Origin of the sequence: Marinobacter sediminicola (genome assembly GCF_031157525.1) — a bacterium.
Classification (GTDB): Bacteria; Pseudomonadota; Gammaproteobacteria; order Pseudomonadales; family Oleiphilaceae; genus Marinobacter; species Marinobacter sediminicola.
The window spans coordinates 44519-62670 of sequence record NZ_JAVIXR010000012.1; the positions used below are offsets into that span (position 1 = coordinate 44519).

The window sequence follows — 18152 nt, forward strand, 5'->3', positions numbered from 1 at the left end:
GCATCAGGCCCCTCCCTGTAGAAGTTGTTCGCGTGTTACTGTGCCAACCGCTTCGCCAGCCTCACTGAACACCGGAAGTTCACCAGAGTTTTGCCAAACCATAATGGATAAAGCAATGCGCAGGCTGTCCGTTTCTTTCAGGACCTCGGCTAAAGGTTCTGGCTGACTGGGCAGGGCGTGGCGTGCCATCACGTCACCCACAGTTCGTAAACCCAGAAGCTTGAGGCCGCGATCACCCTTGCCTATCAGGTTTTCCACAAAGGCCGATGCAGGCCGCCGAAGAATCGCCTCTGGCGTATCGTGCTGGATAATCCGCCCCTGGTCCATCACAGCGATACGGGTGGCCAGTTTCAGGGCCTCGTCAATATCATGGGTCACGAACACCGTGGTTTTATTGAGTTGCCGCTGGATGCGCAGCATTTCCTGCTGCAGGTTTTCCCGAGTGATGGCGTCCAGTGCGCCGAACGGCTCATCCATCAGAAGAATATTGGGATCGCCTGCCAGCGCCCGCGCCACTCCTACTCTTTGCGCTTGGCCACCGGAGAGCTGATGAGGGTATTTGATGGCGTCGGCGGCCGGGTCCAGCCCCAGTAAGGTTAATAATTCACTGACCCGCTCATCACGTTTGCGGGCTGGCCATTTAAGCAAGTCGGGGACCACGCCAATATTGCGAGCGACGGTCCAGTGGGGAAACAACCCGGTGCTCTGTATGGCATAGCCCATATTCAGTCGCAGTGCCTCGGGGTCGGCGTTGTTGATGTCTTCGCCGTCCACAAGAATTTCGCCGCTGGTGCGAGGTAGCAAGCGATTAATCATCCGCAGAGTGGTGGATTTTCCGCAACCGGAACTGCCCACCAGTACGCAGACTTCACCCGTTTCTATGGTCAAATCGATATTATCCACCGCTACGGCGTCGCCGAACCGTCGAGTGACGCCTTTCAGCTCAATCATCTGGGTGCCCTCTGGAATTTTAATGCGGACAAAATGGCATCGGCCGCCAGGGCCAGAAACACTGTGGGCAAGGCCCCAAGCAATACCAAATCCATAGCCGCCTGGCCCAAGCCTTGAAAAATGAAGGTGCCAAAGCCACCAGCACCGATCAGCGCGGCAACCGCGGTCAGGCCAATGGCTTGTATTGTGGTTATTCGAACACCCTCAATAATGACCGGCAAAGCCAGTGGCAGCTTCACCTTGAAAAATATCTGCCGTTCATTCATTCCCATGCCACGCCCGGCATCGACCACAGGCTCGGGCACCTCCATCAAAGCGACGTAGGTATTGCGCACCATCGGCAACAGGCTGTAAGCAATGAGCGCCAGCATCGCAGGCGCCCAGCCAATGCCCCGTATGCCGAGTGTTTGAAGAAAGGGATATGCGGCTGATAAAGCGCCCAAAGGTGCGATTAACAGCCCAAACAGCGCGAGGCTAGGAATGGTTTGCATAAAACTGACCAGCCCCAGCAGAGGTCTGCGTAACCGCTCTCGCCTCACCATGGCCAAAGCCAGGCCAAACGCCAGCACCGCACTGATGGCAACGGCCCCGAGAGACAATGATAGATGCGTAGTCAGAGCCTGGGAAAACTGGTCAGCACGATTTGCGTATTCACGGATAAGCGATAGGCTGGACAACCCTTCGCGGCTGGCGCAGAACCACCAACTTACGACAACCAGAAGCACCACTGAAAACTGCAGTCGGCGGGAAGCTTTGAATCGTCCCAGTGTTTCCAGCAGCATCAGCGCCAGAAAAAATGCCAGGCACCAGAACCCTGCACCTAGGCCAATACGGGCATAGGCAGAATCCTCCGGAAGCTTGCGCAGCGCAAACACCTCAAGCAGCAGCGGCTGGGCCATCAGTGCAGTGGTGAGCAATAATATCAGCGCCCCGAAACGCTTCGGGGTAAGCTTTGTTGCGAGCACGATGACAACCGCCAGCAGGGACGACACAACCACCGCCCCAAACCAACCGGTGGCGGCATAAAGGCCGTAGCCGGTGCCAGACACAATGCGATTGGGCTGCACCACGCCAAGATCAAGCAGCCACGTACATGCAAAAGCAGCCAGTGCTAGCACGGGTATTACGCGGTTTGGTGGCTTTGTTGATACGGGCACGAATCAGTCCAGATCAAGGCTCTCGAGATAATCCCGGGCCACCGCCGCGGCAGGGGCACCTTCAACCGCCACTTTTGCATTCAGCGCTTGCAGGGTTTCCAGATCGAGGGATTCAAACACCGGCTTTAGCAGCGGGCGTATTTGCGGGTATTCCTTCAACACGCTCCCACGGATGATGGGCGACGGCTGATAGACCGGCTGCACGCCTTTGGTGTCTTCCATCACTTTCAAGCCCAACGCATTAAGCCCGCCATCTGTGCCATAGGCCATGGCCCCATTAACGTCGTTGGAATCAATCGCCGCTGCACGTAACGTTGCCGCCGTGTTTCCGCCAGACAGAATCAAAAGCTGATCAGACGTCAGGTTGAACCCGTAAGCTTCCTGAAACGCGGGCAATGCGCTGGCTGATTCGACAAACTCAGCACTGGCCGCAAATTTAAAGGGCTTGCCAGCGTTAATATAATCCGCCAAATCATCCAGGGTGTTCAGATTGTGCTTTTCTGCGAGGTCGCCGCGCACACTCATGGCCCAGGTGTTGTTGGCGTTCGCAGGCGTAAGCCAAACAATGTCTTCCGTTTCGAGATCAAGCTCCGCTGCCGTGCTGTAAGCCTTTGCTGCATCTTTCCACACCGGGCTATCCGCCTTGCCGTAAAAGAACGCGGCGTTGCCTGTGTACTCAGGGTACAGATCAATCTCTCCGGCCTTGATTGCACTACGCACAATACTGGTGCTGCCAAGTTGTAGACGATTCTCTACCGCAATGTTCGCACTCTCCAGGCGCTGCAGGATCATCTGGCCGAGAACGCTGCCTTCTGTGTCGATTTTCGATGACACCACCACCGGCTCTTGTGCAGAAACCGCGCCCGTCACAAACACCAAGGCAAGTGCAAGGCAACTCACTATGGATTGTGATATTCCACGGCACCTTCTGTTTGGAACCAGTGCACTACGCAGATGCTTTACTCGATATTTTCTGATAATTGGCAAAGACACAGGCATTCCCCTTGTTCACGGGGCCGCAGTAGGCAGCCCAAAGTTCATTGAGTTCTAAAACGTTTGCACACTCAGCCTTGAACGGCCGCCAAAGCCACTCTCAGGTTTTCTACTGATCGATCTACATTGTTCAGCTTTTCCAACCCAAACAAGCCCATACGGAAGGTACGGAAGCTCTCGGGTTCGCCACACATCATTGGCACACCCGCTGCTATCTGCAGGCCCTGTTCACGGAACAAGCTAGTGTTGTGAATATTGAGGTTGTCGGTATGCAGAACCACCACACTGGGCGATTCAAAGCCCGGGGCCGCAACGCTTTTGAAGCCAGCACTGTAAAACAGTTCGCGCACCTGCCTGCCAAGTTCTTCCTGTCGCTGGTAAAGCAACTCAGGGCCGGCTTTCAGTGTTTCGAGCATGGCATCGCGGAGAACAACCAGGGTGTCTGTCGGCATGGTGGCATGATATGCATGATTACCGGATTCATAGGCCTGCATAATCTGCGACCATTTGCGCAAATCCCCCGCAAAGCTACTGCTGGTGGTTTCTTCCATTCGGGCAATGGCGCGTTCACTCAACGTAATCAACGCGGCGCAGGGTGAAGCGCTCCAGCCTTTTTGAGGCGCAGTGATGAGCACATCCACGCCACAGGCCGTGGTATCAACCCATAGGGCACCAGAGGCTACGCAATCCAGTACAAACAGGCCGTTAACCTCTTTTACGGCTTCACCAATGATGGTCAGGTAGTCGTCGGGCAGCACAATACCGGCGGCAGTTTCCACGTGCGGTACAAACACAACGGCGGGTTTTTCTGCCCGGATACGCTGCGCAACTTCCTCCGCCGGCACTGGCGCGTAGGCGGCCTGAGGCGAATCGTCCAACGGTTGTGCTTGAAGTACGGTAACGCGATCAGTGATTCGGCCTGCTTCCAGTATTTGCGTCCATCGATAGCTGAACCAGCCATTGCGAATTACCAGGCAGCGCTCGTCATTGGCAAACTGGCGAGCCACGGCTTCCATACCAAAACTACCGCCACCAGGCACGATTACAGCGCCCCTGGCGTTATACACTTGCCGCAGAGTGGAGGAAATATCCCGCATTGCTTGCTGGAATGGCGCAGACATATGGTTCAGTGAACGATCATTGAATACCACGGAATATTCCAATAGCCCGTCGGGGTCGATAGAAGGAAACAATTTGGACATGGGGCCTGGGTTCCTTGCCTGATGCAGTTTGTGAATGAATCGTCTATGGTATGAGTCTAACAAATCTGGCGTTATGCGCTTTATTTCTTACGTTTTCTGCAAGCCTACTTGTGGAACCCGACAAAAGCTTATAAATTGACCAAAGCGGCCAAGTTCCCGCTTTTTCTTTATTTATACAGACAACACACTTGGTGAGCCTGTGAGATCATTATTCTCAGAGATCATTCCTTCCTACCATTTAAGCGTCCGCCGTCAGGTTGGCACTGCTGGTGTGTTGCCCGCTTTTCTCTTTTCTCGCTGAATCCGCTTTAGAAACGCCGGGTTCGGCGCCTGAATCCTGAAATTTTGAATTACTAATTATATTTTTTGGAGATAACTATGGCTGATATGCCGGAAGTTCTGGTTGCTGAAGAAGATTTCAACCGCTTGACCACCTTGATCGAAAAACAGGGCGACTCGGATGTGGCAGATGGCCTGGATGATGAGCTGAGCCGCGCCACACTGGTGCCGCTGGCAGACATGCCCGCTCACGTGGTGACCATGAATTCAAGGGTGCGTTTTCAGAATGCAGATAGCGGGCAGGAGCAGGAGCTGACGCTGGTCTATCCTCACGAAGTAGGCACTGGAGAAGGCAAGATCTCTATACTGGCACCGGCTGGCTCAGCTTTGCTTGGACTTGCTGTGGGCGATTCCATCGAGTGGCCAATCCGGGGTCGCAACAACATTCATCTTAAGATCATTGAGGTTACCCGAGAGGGCTAATCGCCGGGTAACCGTTTGCGGGGGCGTCCTGAAAAGCTCGCCCCGTTAGCTGTCTTTCCTCACCAACCGGAACTGCTCAATGGTTTGTCTGAGCGCTTCTGCCATCACCAGCAAATCACCTGCAATACCTGCGGTTTCCTGAACATCGGTTGCTGCCTGCTCGGCTGAACGACTGATTTCAATCACGTTCTGGTTGATAATTTCTGACACATCACTCTGCTCGTTCGCCGCACTTTCCATTTCCTGATTAAGTGACGTAATTTCGCGAACCGCCGACGCAATGCTTTGCAGCTCAGATTCCACCTTCAGAATCGCATCCACCTGATGCCCTGCCATATCCGAGGCGTCGCTCATGGTCTCCACACATTCCGTCACTTCGCTTTGCAGGGAGTGAATCGTTTTGCGAATTTCCTCTGTGGAAACCTGGGTCCGTGAGGCAAGTGCCCGAACCTCATCTGCAACCACTGAGAAACCACGGCCCTGCTCACCCGCTCTGGCAGCTTCAATGGCGGCATTCAGCGCCAGCAGGTTGGTCTGCTCAGCTATGTTGGAGATTTCTTCCAGCATCTTCGCCATCTGGCTGGTACGTTGATTCAGGTCCCCGATTCGTTTTGCACCACTCTGGACTTCCGTATTCAACGCCTCAATGCCTTCTACCGCAGTGCGTGCGAGCTGCTCACCGCTGTTCGCAGACTCCGCCGTTTCTGCCGACTTTCGAGCTGTATGGTTGGCATTTTCCCGCACCTGAATTGCAGATGACGCCATCTCGGTGGTTGCGCTGGCAACCTGATCCGTATTGTCTTTTTGAGCTGTGACTTCACGGCCCGTAGTTTGTGCTTTTTCAGCAATGCTTCGCGCTGCCTGCTCAACCTGCTCGGCGTTATCCATAACCGTATTCATGCTTTCACGGATTTTTGCCATCATACGATTAAACGCAAGGGAGACCGTCCCGATTTCATCATTTCGTGATACATCAAGTGCAATGGTGAGATCGGAATTTCGGGAAATCTCATCCATACTCATCTGAAGTCGGCGCAAGCGCGAGAAGACCAGTCGATTCAATGCCAGCCCGGTCAGGAAAAACACGACAACAAAGATCACAACCTGCATGCCACCACTGGTTAGCAACTGCTGCCGCAAACTGTCGTCACTCTCAGCAAGAGAATAATCCACACGAATCGCACCCAGTACGTCGCCTTCTTGGGCCTGATGACAACCCAGGCAGTCCACACCCTGGTAGTCTGACTGCGCAATCACCGGATCAATTAGCGTGTAAACACGCCCGTTTTCATTGCTTGAGTAGAGCTCAATCCGTTGGCCAGCCAGCGCTTTTCTGTCATCGGGGTCACGCTTCTGCTCGGCCTGAGTACCCTTACCGAACATCCGATTGAGTTGGTCACTACGAATCACCCTCACGTCCAGCACATCCTCGGGCGCCATCACTTTGTCCCGAAGCACCTCGCGGTTGCTGATCGTGCCAGTCACCATCATGGTGTTCAGCCCGTCAAAATAGGACTTGGCAAGGCCATCCACATATTTGTGACTGAACTCTTCCATATGGTCGCGCTGGGCATTGGCGCTATAGAGCACAGTAAAAACGAGGATAAGTGAAAAAGCGACTGCCAGCGCAGCGAGCAGCAGAAATCGAATGGAATATTGGTTTTTCATAGTGACCCGATCGAAAGAACAATGAACACCAGGCTTTATCTGGCGCTTTCAAACATTCTATGTGGTTGACGGCTAAAGGACGGTTAACTTTATAGATATACGTCAAATAGTTACTGACTCAGATCAGAATCGCTCATATTTCATTGGCTGGCCCGAAATGTGCATCCGATATAAAACAGACGATAATTTTCTGGCGCGCTTGTGCGAGCCAGTGGAGGAATAGATGCCATGTCACTGCTGACATCACTTATCCAGGCAAGCACCCGCTTTCAGCAAACACTGGAAAACCGCCCTGCGGCAAACGGGGCCGCTGAACAGAACGCCAAGGGCGCAGCCAGCGCTGAGGCATTACAACCTTCCGGCCCTGGGGACGACCGTTTCACGCCTTCAGGAGACCTATTGGCTGATGCGGGCAAGCTTAAATCACAGAAGTTGCCACTGTCGGACTACAAGCAGACAGTAGGGCAGGATCTTGCCTTCGTCAGGGAAACCCTGCGGCACAAACTTGCCGAATACAACTTGAATCCGTCGTTGGCAATCAGCGTCAACAAAAACGATAGCGGTAAAATTGAGGTAGGCGGAAACCTGACAGAGGAAACCCGCAGCCAAATTGAGAAGGATTTGAACGTTAACAAAAACTTTGCGGATGCCTTCAGCCGGCTAAGCCAAAACGAGCCGACGCTGCACTTTATGGACAATGCTTTGAAGCTCAACCAGGCCTACGGCGTTAATAATTCACTGCTGGATACGCTGATCAGCGAAAACCAGCAGTTCAACGGCTTGCAGGATCTCGTACACCGTTACGACACCCTTCGGCGCTCCGCTCCCACTGACCAATTTAACGTTGCAGCCAACCGGGGCGCTTACGCCTTCAACCTGAACACCCGAGCCTGAGCCCTACTGTTCAAACGGCGCCGGATCGCCCTTGCCCACCCGGGTAACCTCCGGCACTTCACCGGTAAAGTTCACCACGGTGGTTGGCTCCATGCCACAGAAGCCGCCATCGATAATCAAATCAAGCTCGTGCTGCAGCGTATCCCGTATATCGTAGGGGTCTGTCATGGGGTCAGACTCACCCGGTAAAATCAGCGTGCTGCTCATAATAGGCTCGCCAAGCTCACCCAACAGATCCCGGACAATCGCATTATCAGGAACCCGCACACCAATCGTGCGACGCTTCGGGTTCAGCAGGCGCCTTGGCACCTCACTCGTTGCATCCAAAATAAAGGTATAAGGACCGGGCGTGAAGGTTTTCAGCAACCGGTACTGGGTGTTATCCACCTTGGCATACACACCGATATCCGACAGATCCCGGCACACCAATGTGAAGTTATGCTTATCGTCCAGCTTTCGAATGCGCTTTATCTTGTCTGCCGCCGGTTTCTCACCCAAATGGCACCCAAGGGCATACCCGGAGTCGGTAGGGTACACAATCACACCCCCACCACGAAGAATCTCAACCGCCTGCTTGATCAACCGCTTTTGAGGATTTTCCGGATGAATCTGAAAAAACTGGCTCATGAAAGCCCTCCATTGTGATATTTAGCGCCTGAAGCCGCCGATTAAGAATCCGCCTTGGAACCGCCCATACAATTTGGCGAACTGGGCGCAACCTGCCCGGATGCATCCCACTCTTCAGGAGAGTATAGATGCAACGCCAGCGCATGCACGCCACCGGCCATTTTCAGCTCTTCAGAAAGCAGCTGATAAATAGCCTGATGCCGCTTAACCTTCATCTGCCCTGCAAACGTTGGCGACACCATGGTCACCTTGAAGTGCGTCTCCGAATTAGGCGGCACGCTGTGCTTGTGACTCTCGTTCTCCACCTGAAGAATGCTGGCGCTAAACGCCTCATTCAGCTTGGCTTCAATTGCATTCTGCATTTTCATTACTTATTAACTCCACAGTTCGCTCTGTATGTAGTGGCGATATCTCTGAGCCTGAAGCCGACGCCCGCAGCCGCCACCTCCAAAGCAAACAGTCTACTACAGAAGACGAGGCGCCCGAACCTTGACACCCAACACCCAAACCGCCACATTCCCCACCACCCCAAATCCAGACAAAACCATACCCGAACATGCTTCTCTACATAGCTGAAAAACCCAGCCTCGGCAGAGCCATTGCCGCCGCCCTCCCCGGCCCCTACCAAAAAGGCCAGGGCTGGATTCGCTGTGGCAAAGGCAATGAGGCTGCGACCGTGAGCTGGTGCATCGGCCACCTGTTGGAACCCGCCGAGCCGGCAAGTTACAACCCGGCGTGGAAAACGTGGCGCCAGCACGACCTCCCCATGTTCCCGGACAAATGGCAGCTAACCCCAAAAGACAGCGTGCGCCAGCAACTCAACGTACTGGAGTCCCTGATTCGGCAAGCGAAATCGATCGTTCATGCCGGAGACCCTGACAGAGAAGGCCAACTGCTGGTTGATGAGGTCATACGCTATTTCGGAACCCAGGCCCCCGTAAAACGCATACTCATCAACGATCTGACACCTGCAGCAGTGGCCAAAGCCATACAGCACCCCAGAGACAACCTGGAATTTCGCAGGCTGTCCCACTCGGCCCTCGCCCGGCAGCGAGCCGACTGGCTCTACGGCATCAACCTTACCCGTTTTTACACCCTGAACTACCAGCAGCAGGGCCAAAAAGGCGTCTACTCCGTGGGCCGGGTACAAACTCCGGTGCTGGGTCTGGTGGTGGAGCGCGATAACACCATCGAGAACTTCGAACCCAAGCCCTACTTCCCCATTGAGGCACGATTCAAAGCCCAGGAAGAAGAGGCAGACCAACGGCCGTTCACCGCCAAATGGCTGCCGGACGAACAATTCCAGGATCATCTGGACGAAGAAAACCGCCTATTGGATCGCGCCACCGCCGAGCAGATTGCCGCCAGTATTCACAACCGGCCAGGCTCCATATTGGAATCCCGCTTCCGCGACCGTTCAGAAACACCGCCCCTGCCCTTATCTCTCTCGGCTCTGCAAATTGAGGCGGGGCGCCTGTTCCGCATGGGGGCCAAGGATGTGCTGGACACGGCGCAGAGTCTTTACGAGCGGCACCAGTTGATCACCTACCCCCGATCAGACTCCCGATACCTGCCAGAAGGCCACTTTGCCCAGCGCGAGCAAGTCACCGGTGCTATTGACCGAATCTCGCCTGATCTTGCAGATGCCTGTACCAAAGCCGACTTCAGCCGCAGAACAGCCGCGTGGAACGATAAAAAGGTTGATGCCCACCACGCCATTATTCCAACCAGTCGCACGGCACCCAACGGCAAACTTAGTGACGGCGAACAGAAGATCTATGGGCTTATCAGCCGCTACTATTTGATGCAGTTCTTTGCCGATACCATACACCGCGAAGGCCAACTTACTGTGCGAGTATCAGAACACCGATTCCGCGCATCAGAAACAGCCGTGCTTGAACCCGGCTGGAAAGTTCTGGAGCTAAAACTCCGGGAGAATAAAAAGGACCCCGCCAAAGCACCGCTGCCACGCCTGAGCAAAGGCGAACCCGTATTCTGCGAAGACAGCACCGTACTCCAGCGGAAGACCAAGCCCCCCCAGTATTTTACCGATGCCACGTTGCTCTCGGCGATGACGAACATTGCTCGATTTGTAACCGACCCCGAACTCCGCAAAACCCTGCGAGAAACTGACGGATTGGGCACTGAAGCAACTCGAGCGAACATAATCGACACTCTGTTCAAACGGGACTACCTGTGTCGGGATAGCCGACATATTCGCGCCACCGACAAAGGTAAAACGCTGATCAGCGCACTGCCACAATCGGTCAGCACACCGGACAGAACTGCTGTCTGGGAAGCAACACTGGAAAGTATCCGCAGGGGCGAGGACGACCCCCGAAAGTTCCTGGACACGCTGAAGGCCGAGATACGCCGCTTCATTGGCACCACGGTGGATGCGCCTGGTTCAGACTCCAAATCCAAAGCACCCAACTGCCCAAAATGTCGCACGCCAATGGCCGAGAGAGATGGAAAATTTGGTCGCTTCTTTGCCTGCACTCGGTACCCGGACTGCCGAGGTACGCGCCCGATTGAAGATGCGACTCCGCAAGACGGTACCGGGCAGAAACCCATACCCTGCCCGCACTGCTTTTCCCCCCTGGTCAGAAGGAAAGGGAAAAAAGGCTGGTTCTGGGGCTGCAGTAATTTTCCTGCCTGCCGACAAACGGTAGATGACAACAACGGAAAGCCTGCAATTCCTTTACGCAAGGCTACATAACGACACTGAATACATTGCTGCAATTTGTGATAATTGACTGATACAACACCACTTATCCCGGGAGAAGCGTAATGCGCATCGCTCTGCTTGAAGACCAACAAGAACAGGCGCAGCACATACAGTCCATTTTGTCTGAGCACGGGCACGACTGCGACAGCTTTCCTACAGGCCAAAGCTTTATCAGCGCAGCGCTGCACCGCAGCTATGACCTGATGATTCTGGACTGGCAGATTCCCGACATGACCGGCATCGACGTGCTCAAGAGCGTAAGAGCACAGATTAACTGGCCAATTCCCGTGGTGTTTCTCACCCAGCGCGACAGCGAAGCCGATATTGTTGAAGCTCTGGATGCTGGCGCAGACGATTTTATTGCAAAGCCCGCACGGGCTGCGGAATTAGTGGCTCGCATTAACGCCTTGGCACGCCGCGCCAATCCAGACAGTGAAAAGGAAGTGCTGGTATATGGGCCTTTTAACGTCAATACGCAGCACAGAACCATTGCCCTTCATGGTGAAGAGCTGACCCTGACCGACAAAGATTTCGACCTGACACTGTTCCTTTTTCAGAACCAGGGCCGCCTGCTCACCCGTGAAGTTCTTCTGGAGCGTGTTTGGGGCTTGGCGCGAGACATCAATACGCGAACGGTAGACACTCACATGAGCCGTCTAAGGCGCAGATTGGGTTTGAATCCGGAAAACGGGTTCCGCATCAAAACAATTTACCAACGCGGTTATCGCCTTGAAGCTATGAAAGCTGAGGCAACCACTGAAGAATGATTGAATACCCTGTGCCTTTTCTCACTAAAGCATTTCTGGTGCTGGCTTTACTGGCATTAGGCGCCCCTGTGAGCGCAGAACTTTCACTCACACGTGGCTCAGCAACAACCATCGCGAATTCCTCCAGCCAAACCGTACCTGAGTGGCTTTATACTCTGAAAGCAGGCGAGAGTTTTACAGAAGTAGCCAGCGATCTTCTGATTAAAAGCCACAGTGCAGGCCGACTGCTTCAATACAACGCTATCGAGAACGCCGCCATGCTTGGAGAGGGCGACCGCATACGCATTCCCTTATCCTGGCTGAAAAGACAACCTAATCCCGCTCGTGTCACCTCGGTTTCTGGCAGCGTTCAGCTGATATCCGGCATTGATGGCCGTAAAAAGCCGCTGACAAAAGACGCGCTTATACGGGTAGGCGATGAAGTTCTTTCCGCGGCTGGCGCCGCAACCATTGCACTGGCAGATGGCTCAGAAGTGCGCATCTCCCCGGATTCCAGGCTGATATTCAACCAGTTAACCCAGTACGGTAAATCCGGCATGGTTGATACACGGCTTAGATTAAACCATGGAGAAGTGCACACTCGGGTAAAGCCGGTCATTGAAGGTGGCGCTCGCTTCGAAATCGAAACGCCTTCTGCCGTAGCGGCCGTACGTGGTACCGCATTTTCGCTACAAACCGGACCGGAAGGCACCCGTTTGCAGGTAACCGAGGGCGTTGTTGAGTTTGGGGCCCCTAATCGGTCTCATCAAATTCCTGCAGGCTACAGCGCAACGGTTGCCAGCAATAGCAGCAGCAAACTGAACATACGGAGGATGCCAGCAGCCCCCGAAATTAACCCGCTTCCATCGGTACTCAAACAACTCCCGGCTGAAATGACTTGGAAATCAGGCCAAACTGCCAAGTATCGCCTGGATATATTCGAAACAGAAAGCGGACGCTGGGTCGAAAGCCGTGAAGTCGGCGGAAACCGTTTCGACATCAGCCGCCTGGATAACGGTCAGTATGTTGTGCATTTAGCGGCACTTGATCCGCAAGGCATGGCCGGCATGCCCGGAATCGTCCCCTTAGAGGTCGATTTGCAAGCTCGCACCGCCAGTCTGATCACGCCTGAAAACGGCGGCAGTGTGAACGATGACATGCCGGAGTTCCGCTGGGCACTAAACGGTGAGAACGAGGTGGCACGGGTTGAAATCGCTGAGGATGACGCGTTCCGCAACCTGGTCGCAAGCAGCGAATGGGCACCAGGAACCGCTGCGTTGCCCTCCCGCCCATTAAGCCCCGGCCAGTATTATTGGCGCGTAGTAACAGAGGCCGGCGGAAACTCAGTCGCAACCACCCAACCAAGAAAACTAATCGTAAACGGCACGCTCCCACCGGTGCGAATCATCAGCATAAATTACATCGACAGCCAGGTGCGCGTGTTCTGGGAAAAGGTCGATACGGCGGCCAATTACCGGTTACAGCTGGCAGAAGAGCCCGGTTTTAACGACATAATTAAAGAAGCTACACTACCAGACACTACAGCAGCCTTGCGTCTTATTCCCGGAAGGCGGTATTTTGTGCGCCTGAAAGCACTTTCTGATGGCCCACTACAGAGCCGCTGGGGACCAGGGAGGGAACTGTACCTGGAATAACTCCGAACACTTAACATGCAAAGCAGGACTCATGAACCGGGATTGGTTGCCAATTAAGACGACTCCATGGACGCTCGGCCTGTCACTCCTGCTCCTGTTTTTGCTCGCCGAAACAACGGAGTTGCCCCAACGTATTGATTACTGGCTCCTGGACTCTGCCCTGCTCGCCAGTCCTGCTTCTATTTCCCCAGACATAGCCATTGTCGCCATTGACGACCACAGCCTCGCCCAACAAGGCCGCTGGCCTTGGCCAAGACACACCCACGCCGATCTTATCAGGAAGCTTCACCAGGCCGGTGCAAGCACCATTGTGTTCGACGTACTGTTCATAGAACCCTCTCCAGACGATGGTGAGCTAAGCAGTGCCATGCAGGCCCACGGCAAGGTAATACTGCCCATTCATCTGGCTCCCTCAAGCTCCCGTCTTTTACTCAGTGAACAGCTTCCTCCTGGCAGCCTGATCTCTGCAGCGGCCAACCTTGGACATGCCCATGTAGAACTGGACCACGACGGAATTGCCAGAGGCCTATACCTGTTTAATGGCATGGGACGACAACTCTGGCCCAGCCTCGCACTCGCAGCATCAGGGGTCGCTCCCCGACAACCTCACACCCAAGGACTACCTGCATTTGTAAACGTGCGGGACGACTATCGAATCGTTCCCCTTGCGGGTGGAGCCGGCACCTTACCTACATACTCCTACAGCGACGTACTTGGTAATCCTCCCGCAACCGATGCATTTCGTGGCAAAACGGTTTTTGTCGGAGCCACAGCAGCAGGCCTGGGTGACATTCTACCGACCCCCTTCTCCGGTTTAAGCCAGCCGATGTCGGGCGTGGAGTTTCATGCAAACACATTTTCTGCCATCAATCAGCGTTTGCTGATTATCACAGCCCCGAAATGGGTTGGCCTTGCTCTGGCGATGATCACACTTATAACCCTGGCCTTGCTATTACCCCGAATACGCCCTGCGCGCACGCTGCCCACATGCCTCATGGCCAGCGGTGCAGTTATTGGCATCTATCTGGTCATGCTGAGCGTATTCCAGGTCAGGCTGTTAGTTGCTCAGGCGTTGATCATTCCTCTATTTGCGTTTCCGATAGCCAGCGGCTTGCGACTGGCCATGGCCAACCAGTTTCTGAACCGGCAACTTGATGAACTGGTGCGCAGCCCCAGGGTCGCCTTACCGGAGCCGTCGAAACGCCCGGCAACCCAGCTTCTTGAGCACTTCCAGGCGCTGTTCCAACCCCAGAGTTGGCTGCTAATGGAAGCCCACAATATTATCTCCCTGCGAACCCTGAATCCGGCCGACGTTCCAGAAAACCTGGAGCCAGGACTTTGGCACCACAATGGCAATCAAAGCTGGATACAGCTTTACCGTGGCAGCAATTACTACACATTAGGATTCACACTCCCCAACGACCTGAGTCGTGAGGCCATACAGCGCTATCTGCGCCGCCTAAAGCTCTCCGACATGGCCCCAGCCGTAATAAAGCCAAAACCCAGTGAAAACATATCTGCCCGCATTGAGCGCGTTAAAGTAGCGACCGACCGCCTGAACCACATTCAGGAATTCATCAGGCGCAGCTTCGAGCACATGCCCGATGGCATCATCGTAACCGACGAACTTGGCATAATCCGGTTTGCCAACGGTCACATTGAAAAGTGGTTCAGAGAGCCCATGCCAAGCTTAGGTGGACTGCCTCTGACACGGCTTCTTGAAGGCCACGATCCGCGTGAAACACCACCGTGGCATGAGACCGTCTCCGAAACGCTGACGCTACTTCAAAGCCGGACCGTGGAGCTCAAAATCCATGAGAAAAACTTTCTGATCCACTTCGCACCCTTTGCGCTTCCCGATAGCGTGCAATACGGAATCATTGCCAACATATCCGACATATCCGAACTGCGGGAACAGCAGCGCCAACACAGAGAAGCCATCGACTTTATATCCCACGATGTACGCTCGCCCCTTGTGTCGCAACTGGCTCTTATCGAGCAACTAAAGCGCGATCCGACTCATATTGATCAAAGCCAGCTAGAGCAATTAGGCCGCCTTGCAAGGCGAAGCTACCACCTGGCTGAAGAGTTCGTTCAACTGGCACGTGCCGAGCAACTTACCGAAACCCGATTTTATGAATGCGAGTTTCTGGCCATAGTAGAAAACGCCCGCGACAGTGTCAGCGAGCAGGCTGTAGAAAAACGAATTTCACTGCAACTGCAAGGAACAGAGGATCTATGGCTGAGAGGCAATGCAGAACTGCTTGAAAGGGCTGTTATTAACCTGCTAACCAACGCCGTGCAATACAGCCCGAATGGCTCAGTAGTCAGCCTTCAGGTGTTTAGAGCCGGGCATGAGGCCTGCCTGACCATTGCTGACGAAGGCGCTGGTATCGATCCGGAAGAGCTGCCTTTCTTGTTTGACCGCTACCGGCGCCAAAAAAGCAGCGAACTGGCAGGTATCCACGGAACCGGCCTGGGGCTTTCGTTTGTAAAAACCGTGGTAGAAAAACACCGTGGCGAGATATACGTTGTGTCCAAACCCGGGGAAGGCTCAGCTTTTACGCTAAAATTACCCATTGCCGATCCCTTGTCATAAGCCCTGTGAGCCAGGGCCTATGAGCAGCGATCCGATCTCACCTTTTCTTCAGGATTTGATTTCCTTGTTAACGAGTGCAGAAGGTGCACTCAACAACCCATTACTGTCCTGAACCAGAATCGTGAAGTACCAGACGCCTGTGTCCAGTCCACTCACCTTGTGCGTCATGTGCGCATCCACCTGGGCATCCGCAATAACAATTTCATGATCCAGAGCGTCTGCATTTTGGCCGTACTGAATAATGTACTTGTCTAGCTCGGCCATTTTGATGCCTTCCCCGTTCACGCGACTATCGGGGGCGCTCCAGCTCAACACTGCGGCCTTCTCGATTCCTGGAGAGACAGACTCATTGCCGGAACCTACGGATCCTACGGAACCTGACCCCGAAGAATCACCACCACCACACCCAACAAGCAAAACTCCTACAGAAAACGCGGCGATCCATGCCTTCGACATTTTAATGACGCGTTTCATATATATTTACCACCAATATATCGTCGTATTTGTTAAATTGTACAAAACGCGGACGATTATCGATGAGAGGCTTGTCACCCCCGTAGTTAAAAATTCGTCAATATCCCGTCACAAAATGGTAATGATACGATCAAATTGCCGAGCGCCCTTGATTGCTCAGGCAATTTTTTGCTCGATGCGTTGAGTAGAAGGTTTCGCAGGGTGGGAAAAAAATATTAGTTGATAATTGGGGGTTGTATTCGGGTATAAAAAAGGCTTGAAGGTAGGGGCGTGTATAGTTTGAGGATAGTGCCAGACAAGGGCCCCAACGGGACCCTTGTCAAAGGATTAGTAGCCGGTACCCCAACCTTGCGGAACCGAACCTTCGCGAATTCTCTGAGGGTGGTCACCAACATCCACGCGAGCAATTTCCTCAGCACGCTCGATGTTGATCACAGATATCTGATCGGTGCCACTCCAGGATACGAAGCAGTTTTCTCCGGATTTGTCCCGGGTGATCCAATAGGGCTTCTTCCCGAGGCCTTCCAGAATTTCGTACTCGAAACTCTCACGATCAACAATGGCCACGTAATCGCTCATGGTGCCAGCAACACAAAGCTTTTCATCGTTGCCGCCCATGGAAATACCGTGGTGGGCAGAATCGTTTACGTAGCGTTCCACGGGAAGGTTGGGCACCAAATTAGGCAAATCGGCCACGCGAGTAATCCGGTCGTTCTCCATGTCGTATTCCACGAAACCATGGAAGAACGAAAGCTGGAAATAGAAGAACTTTTCATCTTCGGTGTGTGCCATCGGGCGAATCGCCGGGCTCATGCCCGGGTAACCGGCCTCTGCCAGTTTGTCGCTGATATCAAAGCTTTTGATTTCCTCAAGCGTGTCGGCGTTAACCACCTTGAAGATGCGGTTTCCCTTGATATCCCTGAGTGCCCCCCTATCGGCCAATGTGAATACGTGGCCAATGCTGGCGTGATAGATTTTCTTTCCATCTTTGGAGTAAACATTTTCGTGGGGTGAATCTCCTGTTGGAAATCTTCCCCGCTCCTTGCCCGTGCGCACATCCAATAAGTGTACAACTTTGCCAGTGGATGCAGACACTGCAACTTCGGTTCCATCTGGCGACAAGGCCATGTGATCCGAACGATACCCTTCAACCTCAAAGCGCCAGACAATCCTGTTGGTTGCAATATCTATGGCAACCACATCCGCAAAGCTGGGGCGGGATACGATCAGTAATTTACCGTCCCGGGTGCTGTACATGTCATCCACATATTGGTCGTTACCTTCACCGATCAGATGACGCACAACCTGAAAGAAAAACAGCTTGTCCGGGCGCCAGATTATTTCCCGCAGGCGCTTTCTCCTGTCAGGAATGCCATTGATGCGGCCAATTCTTTCATAGGTTTCGGCATCAATAACATCAATCATGCCATCCCAGTTGTTGCCGACAAATACTGCCTGACGGGCATTATCTTCAACCCCGGCAAACACGTTAAATGACAACGTAATGAGTAGTAAGAGAGAAACTCTGATTAGTCTCACGATCCAGTCCCTTTTTGTAGTTGTTGGTTCAATCCAGCCCAACCACTGCGAGACAATTCATCTATCCCGGTCGGCGCCAAACTGTAGCAACGCCAAAAAGCATCGTGCATGGCAGAAATGACACAGGCCCGGGCTTCTGGGCCAGCGTCGTTTTTAT

Annotated in this window: 15 protein-coding genes; 6 read left to right on the forward strand and 9 right to left on the reverse strand. The window is 53.7% G+C overall.

The window, feature by feature from the left end; genetic code table 11:
* Positions 1–3 precede the first annotated feature (3 nt).
* The 4 genes from RG807_RS14870 to RG807_RS14885 form a co-directional block, all read right to left on the reverse strand.
* Positions 4–951: an ABC transporter ATP-binding protein gene (locus RG807_RS14870; protein WP_309045592.1), complete on the reverse strand. Its 948-nt coding sequence runs from the start codon at positions 949–951 to the stop codon at positions 4–6.
* Positions 948–2108: an ABC transporter permease gene (locus RG807_RS14875; RefSeq protein WP_309045593.1), complete on the reverse strand. Its 1161-nt coding sequence runs from the start codon at positions 2106–2108 to the stop codon at positions 948–950. The genes RG807_RS14870 and RG807_RS14875 overlap by 4 nt, the downstream gene beginning before the upstream one ends.
* 3 nt (positions 2109–2111) lie before the next feature.
* Positions 2112–3008, reverse strand: coding sequence for a glycine betaine ABC transporter substrate-binding protein OsmF (osmF, locus tag RG807_RS14880; RefSeq protein ID WP_309045594.1), 897 nt, complete (start codon positions 3006–3008; stop codon positions 2112–2114).
* Between the two features lie 164 nt (positions 3009–3172).
* Positions 3173–4303, reverse strand: coding sequence for an aminotransferase class V-fold PLP-dependent enzyme (locus tag RG807_RS14885; RefSeq protein ID WP_309045595.1), 1131 nt, complete (start codon positions 4301–4303; stop codon positions 3173–3175).
* A 378-nt stretch (positions 4304–4681) separates the two neighbouring features.
* On the opposite strand from RG807_RS14885, the gene rnk reads away from it, so the two are divergent.
* A complete protein-coding gene (gene rnk / locus RG807_RS14890; RefSeq protein ID WP_298450458.1) occupies positions 4682–5065 on the forward strand; it encodes a nucleoside diphosphate kinase regulator in 384 nt (127 codons plus the stop codon).
* 45 nt (positions 5066–5110) lie between these two features.
* Here the strand turns inward: rnk and RG807_RS14895 are convergent, their stop codons facing one another.
* The gene (locus RG807_RS14895) at positions 5111–6733 is read right to left on the reverse strand and encodes a methyl-accepting chemotaxis protein (RefSeq protein ID WP_309045596.1); all 1623 of its coding nucleotides are present in this window, start codon (positions 6731–6733) and stop codon (positions 5111–5113) included.
* A 228-nt stretch (positions 6734–6961) separates the two neighbouring features.
* Here RG807_RS14895 and RG807_RS14900 point away from each other — a divergent pair, with 228 nt between their 5' ends.
* Positions 6962–7627, forward strand: a complete 666-nt coding sequence (locus tag RG807_RS14900) for a hypothetical protein (RefSeq protein ID WP_309045597.1) — start codon at positions 6962–6964, stop codon at positions 7625–7627.
* A gap of 3 nt (positions 7628–7630) precedes the next feature.
* Here the strand turns inward: RG807_RS14900 and RG807_RS14905 are convergent, their stop codons facing one another.
* Both RG807_RS14905 and RG807_RS14910 read right to left on the reverse strand, forming a co-directional pair.
* Positions 7631–8254 (reverse strand): L-threonylcarbamoyladenylate synthase, encoded by a 624-nt coding sequence (locus RG807_RS14905; protein ID WP_298450451.1) that lies wholly within the window; start codon positions 8252–8254, stop codon positions 7631–7633.
* Between the two features lie 41 nt (positions 8255–8295).
* On the reverse strand, positions 8296–8622 hold the full coding sequence (locus RG807_RS14910) for a BolA family protein (RefSeq protein WP_309045598.1): 327 nt from the start codon (positions 8620–8622) through the stop codon (positions 8296–8298).
* A 188-nt stretch (positions 8623–8810) separates the two neighbouring features.
* Here RG807_RS14910 and RG807_RS14915 point away from each other — a divergent pair, with 188 nt between their 5' ends.
* The 4 genes from RG807_RS14915 (at position 8811) to RG807_RS14930 (ending at position 15982) form a co-directional block, all read left to right on the forward strand.
* Complete coding sequence (locus RG807_RS14915; RefSeq protein ID WP_309045599.1) at positions 8811–10973, forward strand: DNA topoisomerase III; 2163 nt, start codon at positions 8811–8813, stop codon at positions 10971–10973.
* 71 nt (positions 10974–11044) lie between these two features.
* Positions 11045–11749, forward strand: a complete 705-nt coding sequence (locus RG807_RS14920) for a response regulator transcription factor (RefSeq protein WP_309045600.1) — start codon at positions 11045–11047, stop codon at positions 11747–11749.
* Positions 11746–13383, forward strand: a complete 1638-nt coding sequence (locus tag RG807_RS14925; protein WP_309045601.1) for a FecR family protein — start codon at positions 11746–11748, stop codon at positions 13381–13383. The genes RG807_RS14920 and RG807_RS14925 overlap by 4 nt, the downstream gene beginning before the upstream one ends.
* 31 nt (positions 13384–13414) lie before the next feature.
* On the forward strand, positions 13415–15982 hold the full coding sequence (locus RG807_RS14930; RefSeq protein ID WP_309045602.1) for a CHASE2 domain-containing protein: 2568 nt from the start codon (positions 13415–13417) through the stop codon (positions 15980–15982).
* Positions 15983–16030: 48 nt separating this feature from the next.
* Here the strand turns inward: RG807_RS14930 and RG807_RS14935 are convergent, their stop codons facing one another.
* Both RG807_RS14935 and RG807_RS14940 read right to left on the reverse strand, forming a co-directional pair.
* Positions 16031–16456: a fibronectin type III domain-containing protein gene (locus tag RG807_RS14935; RefSeq protein WP_309045603.1), complete on the reverse strand. Its 426-nt coding sequence runs from the start codon at positions 16454–16456 to the stop codon at positions 16031–16033.
* A 327-nt stretch (positions 16457–16783) separates the two neighbouring features.
* A complete protein-coding gene (locus RG807_RS14940) occupies positions 16784–17995 on the reverse strand; it encodes a YncE family protein (RefSeq protein ID WP_309045604.1) in 1212 nt (403 codons plus the stop codon).
* Between the last annotated feature and the right edge of the window lie 157 nt (positions 17996–18152).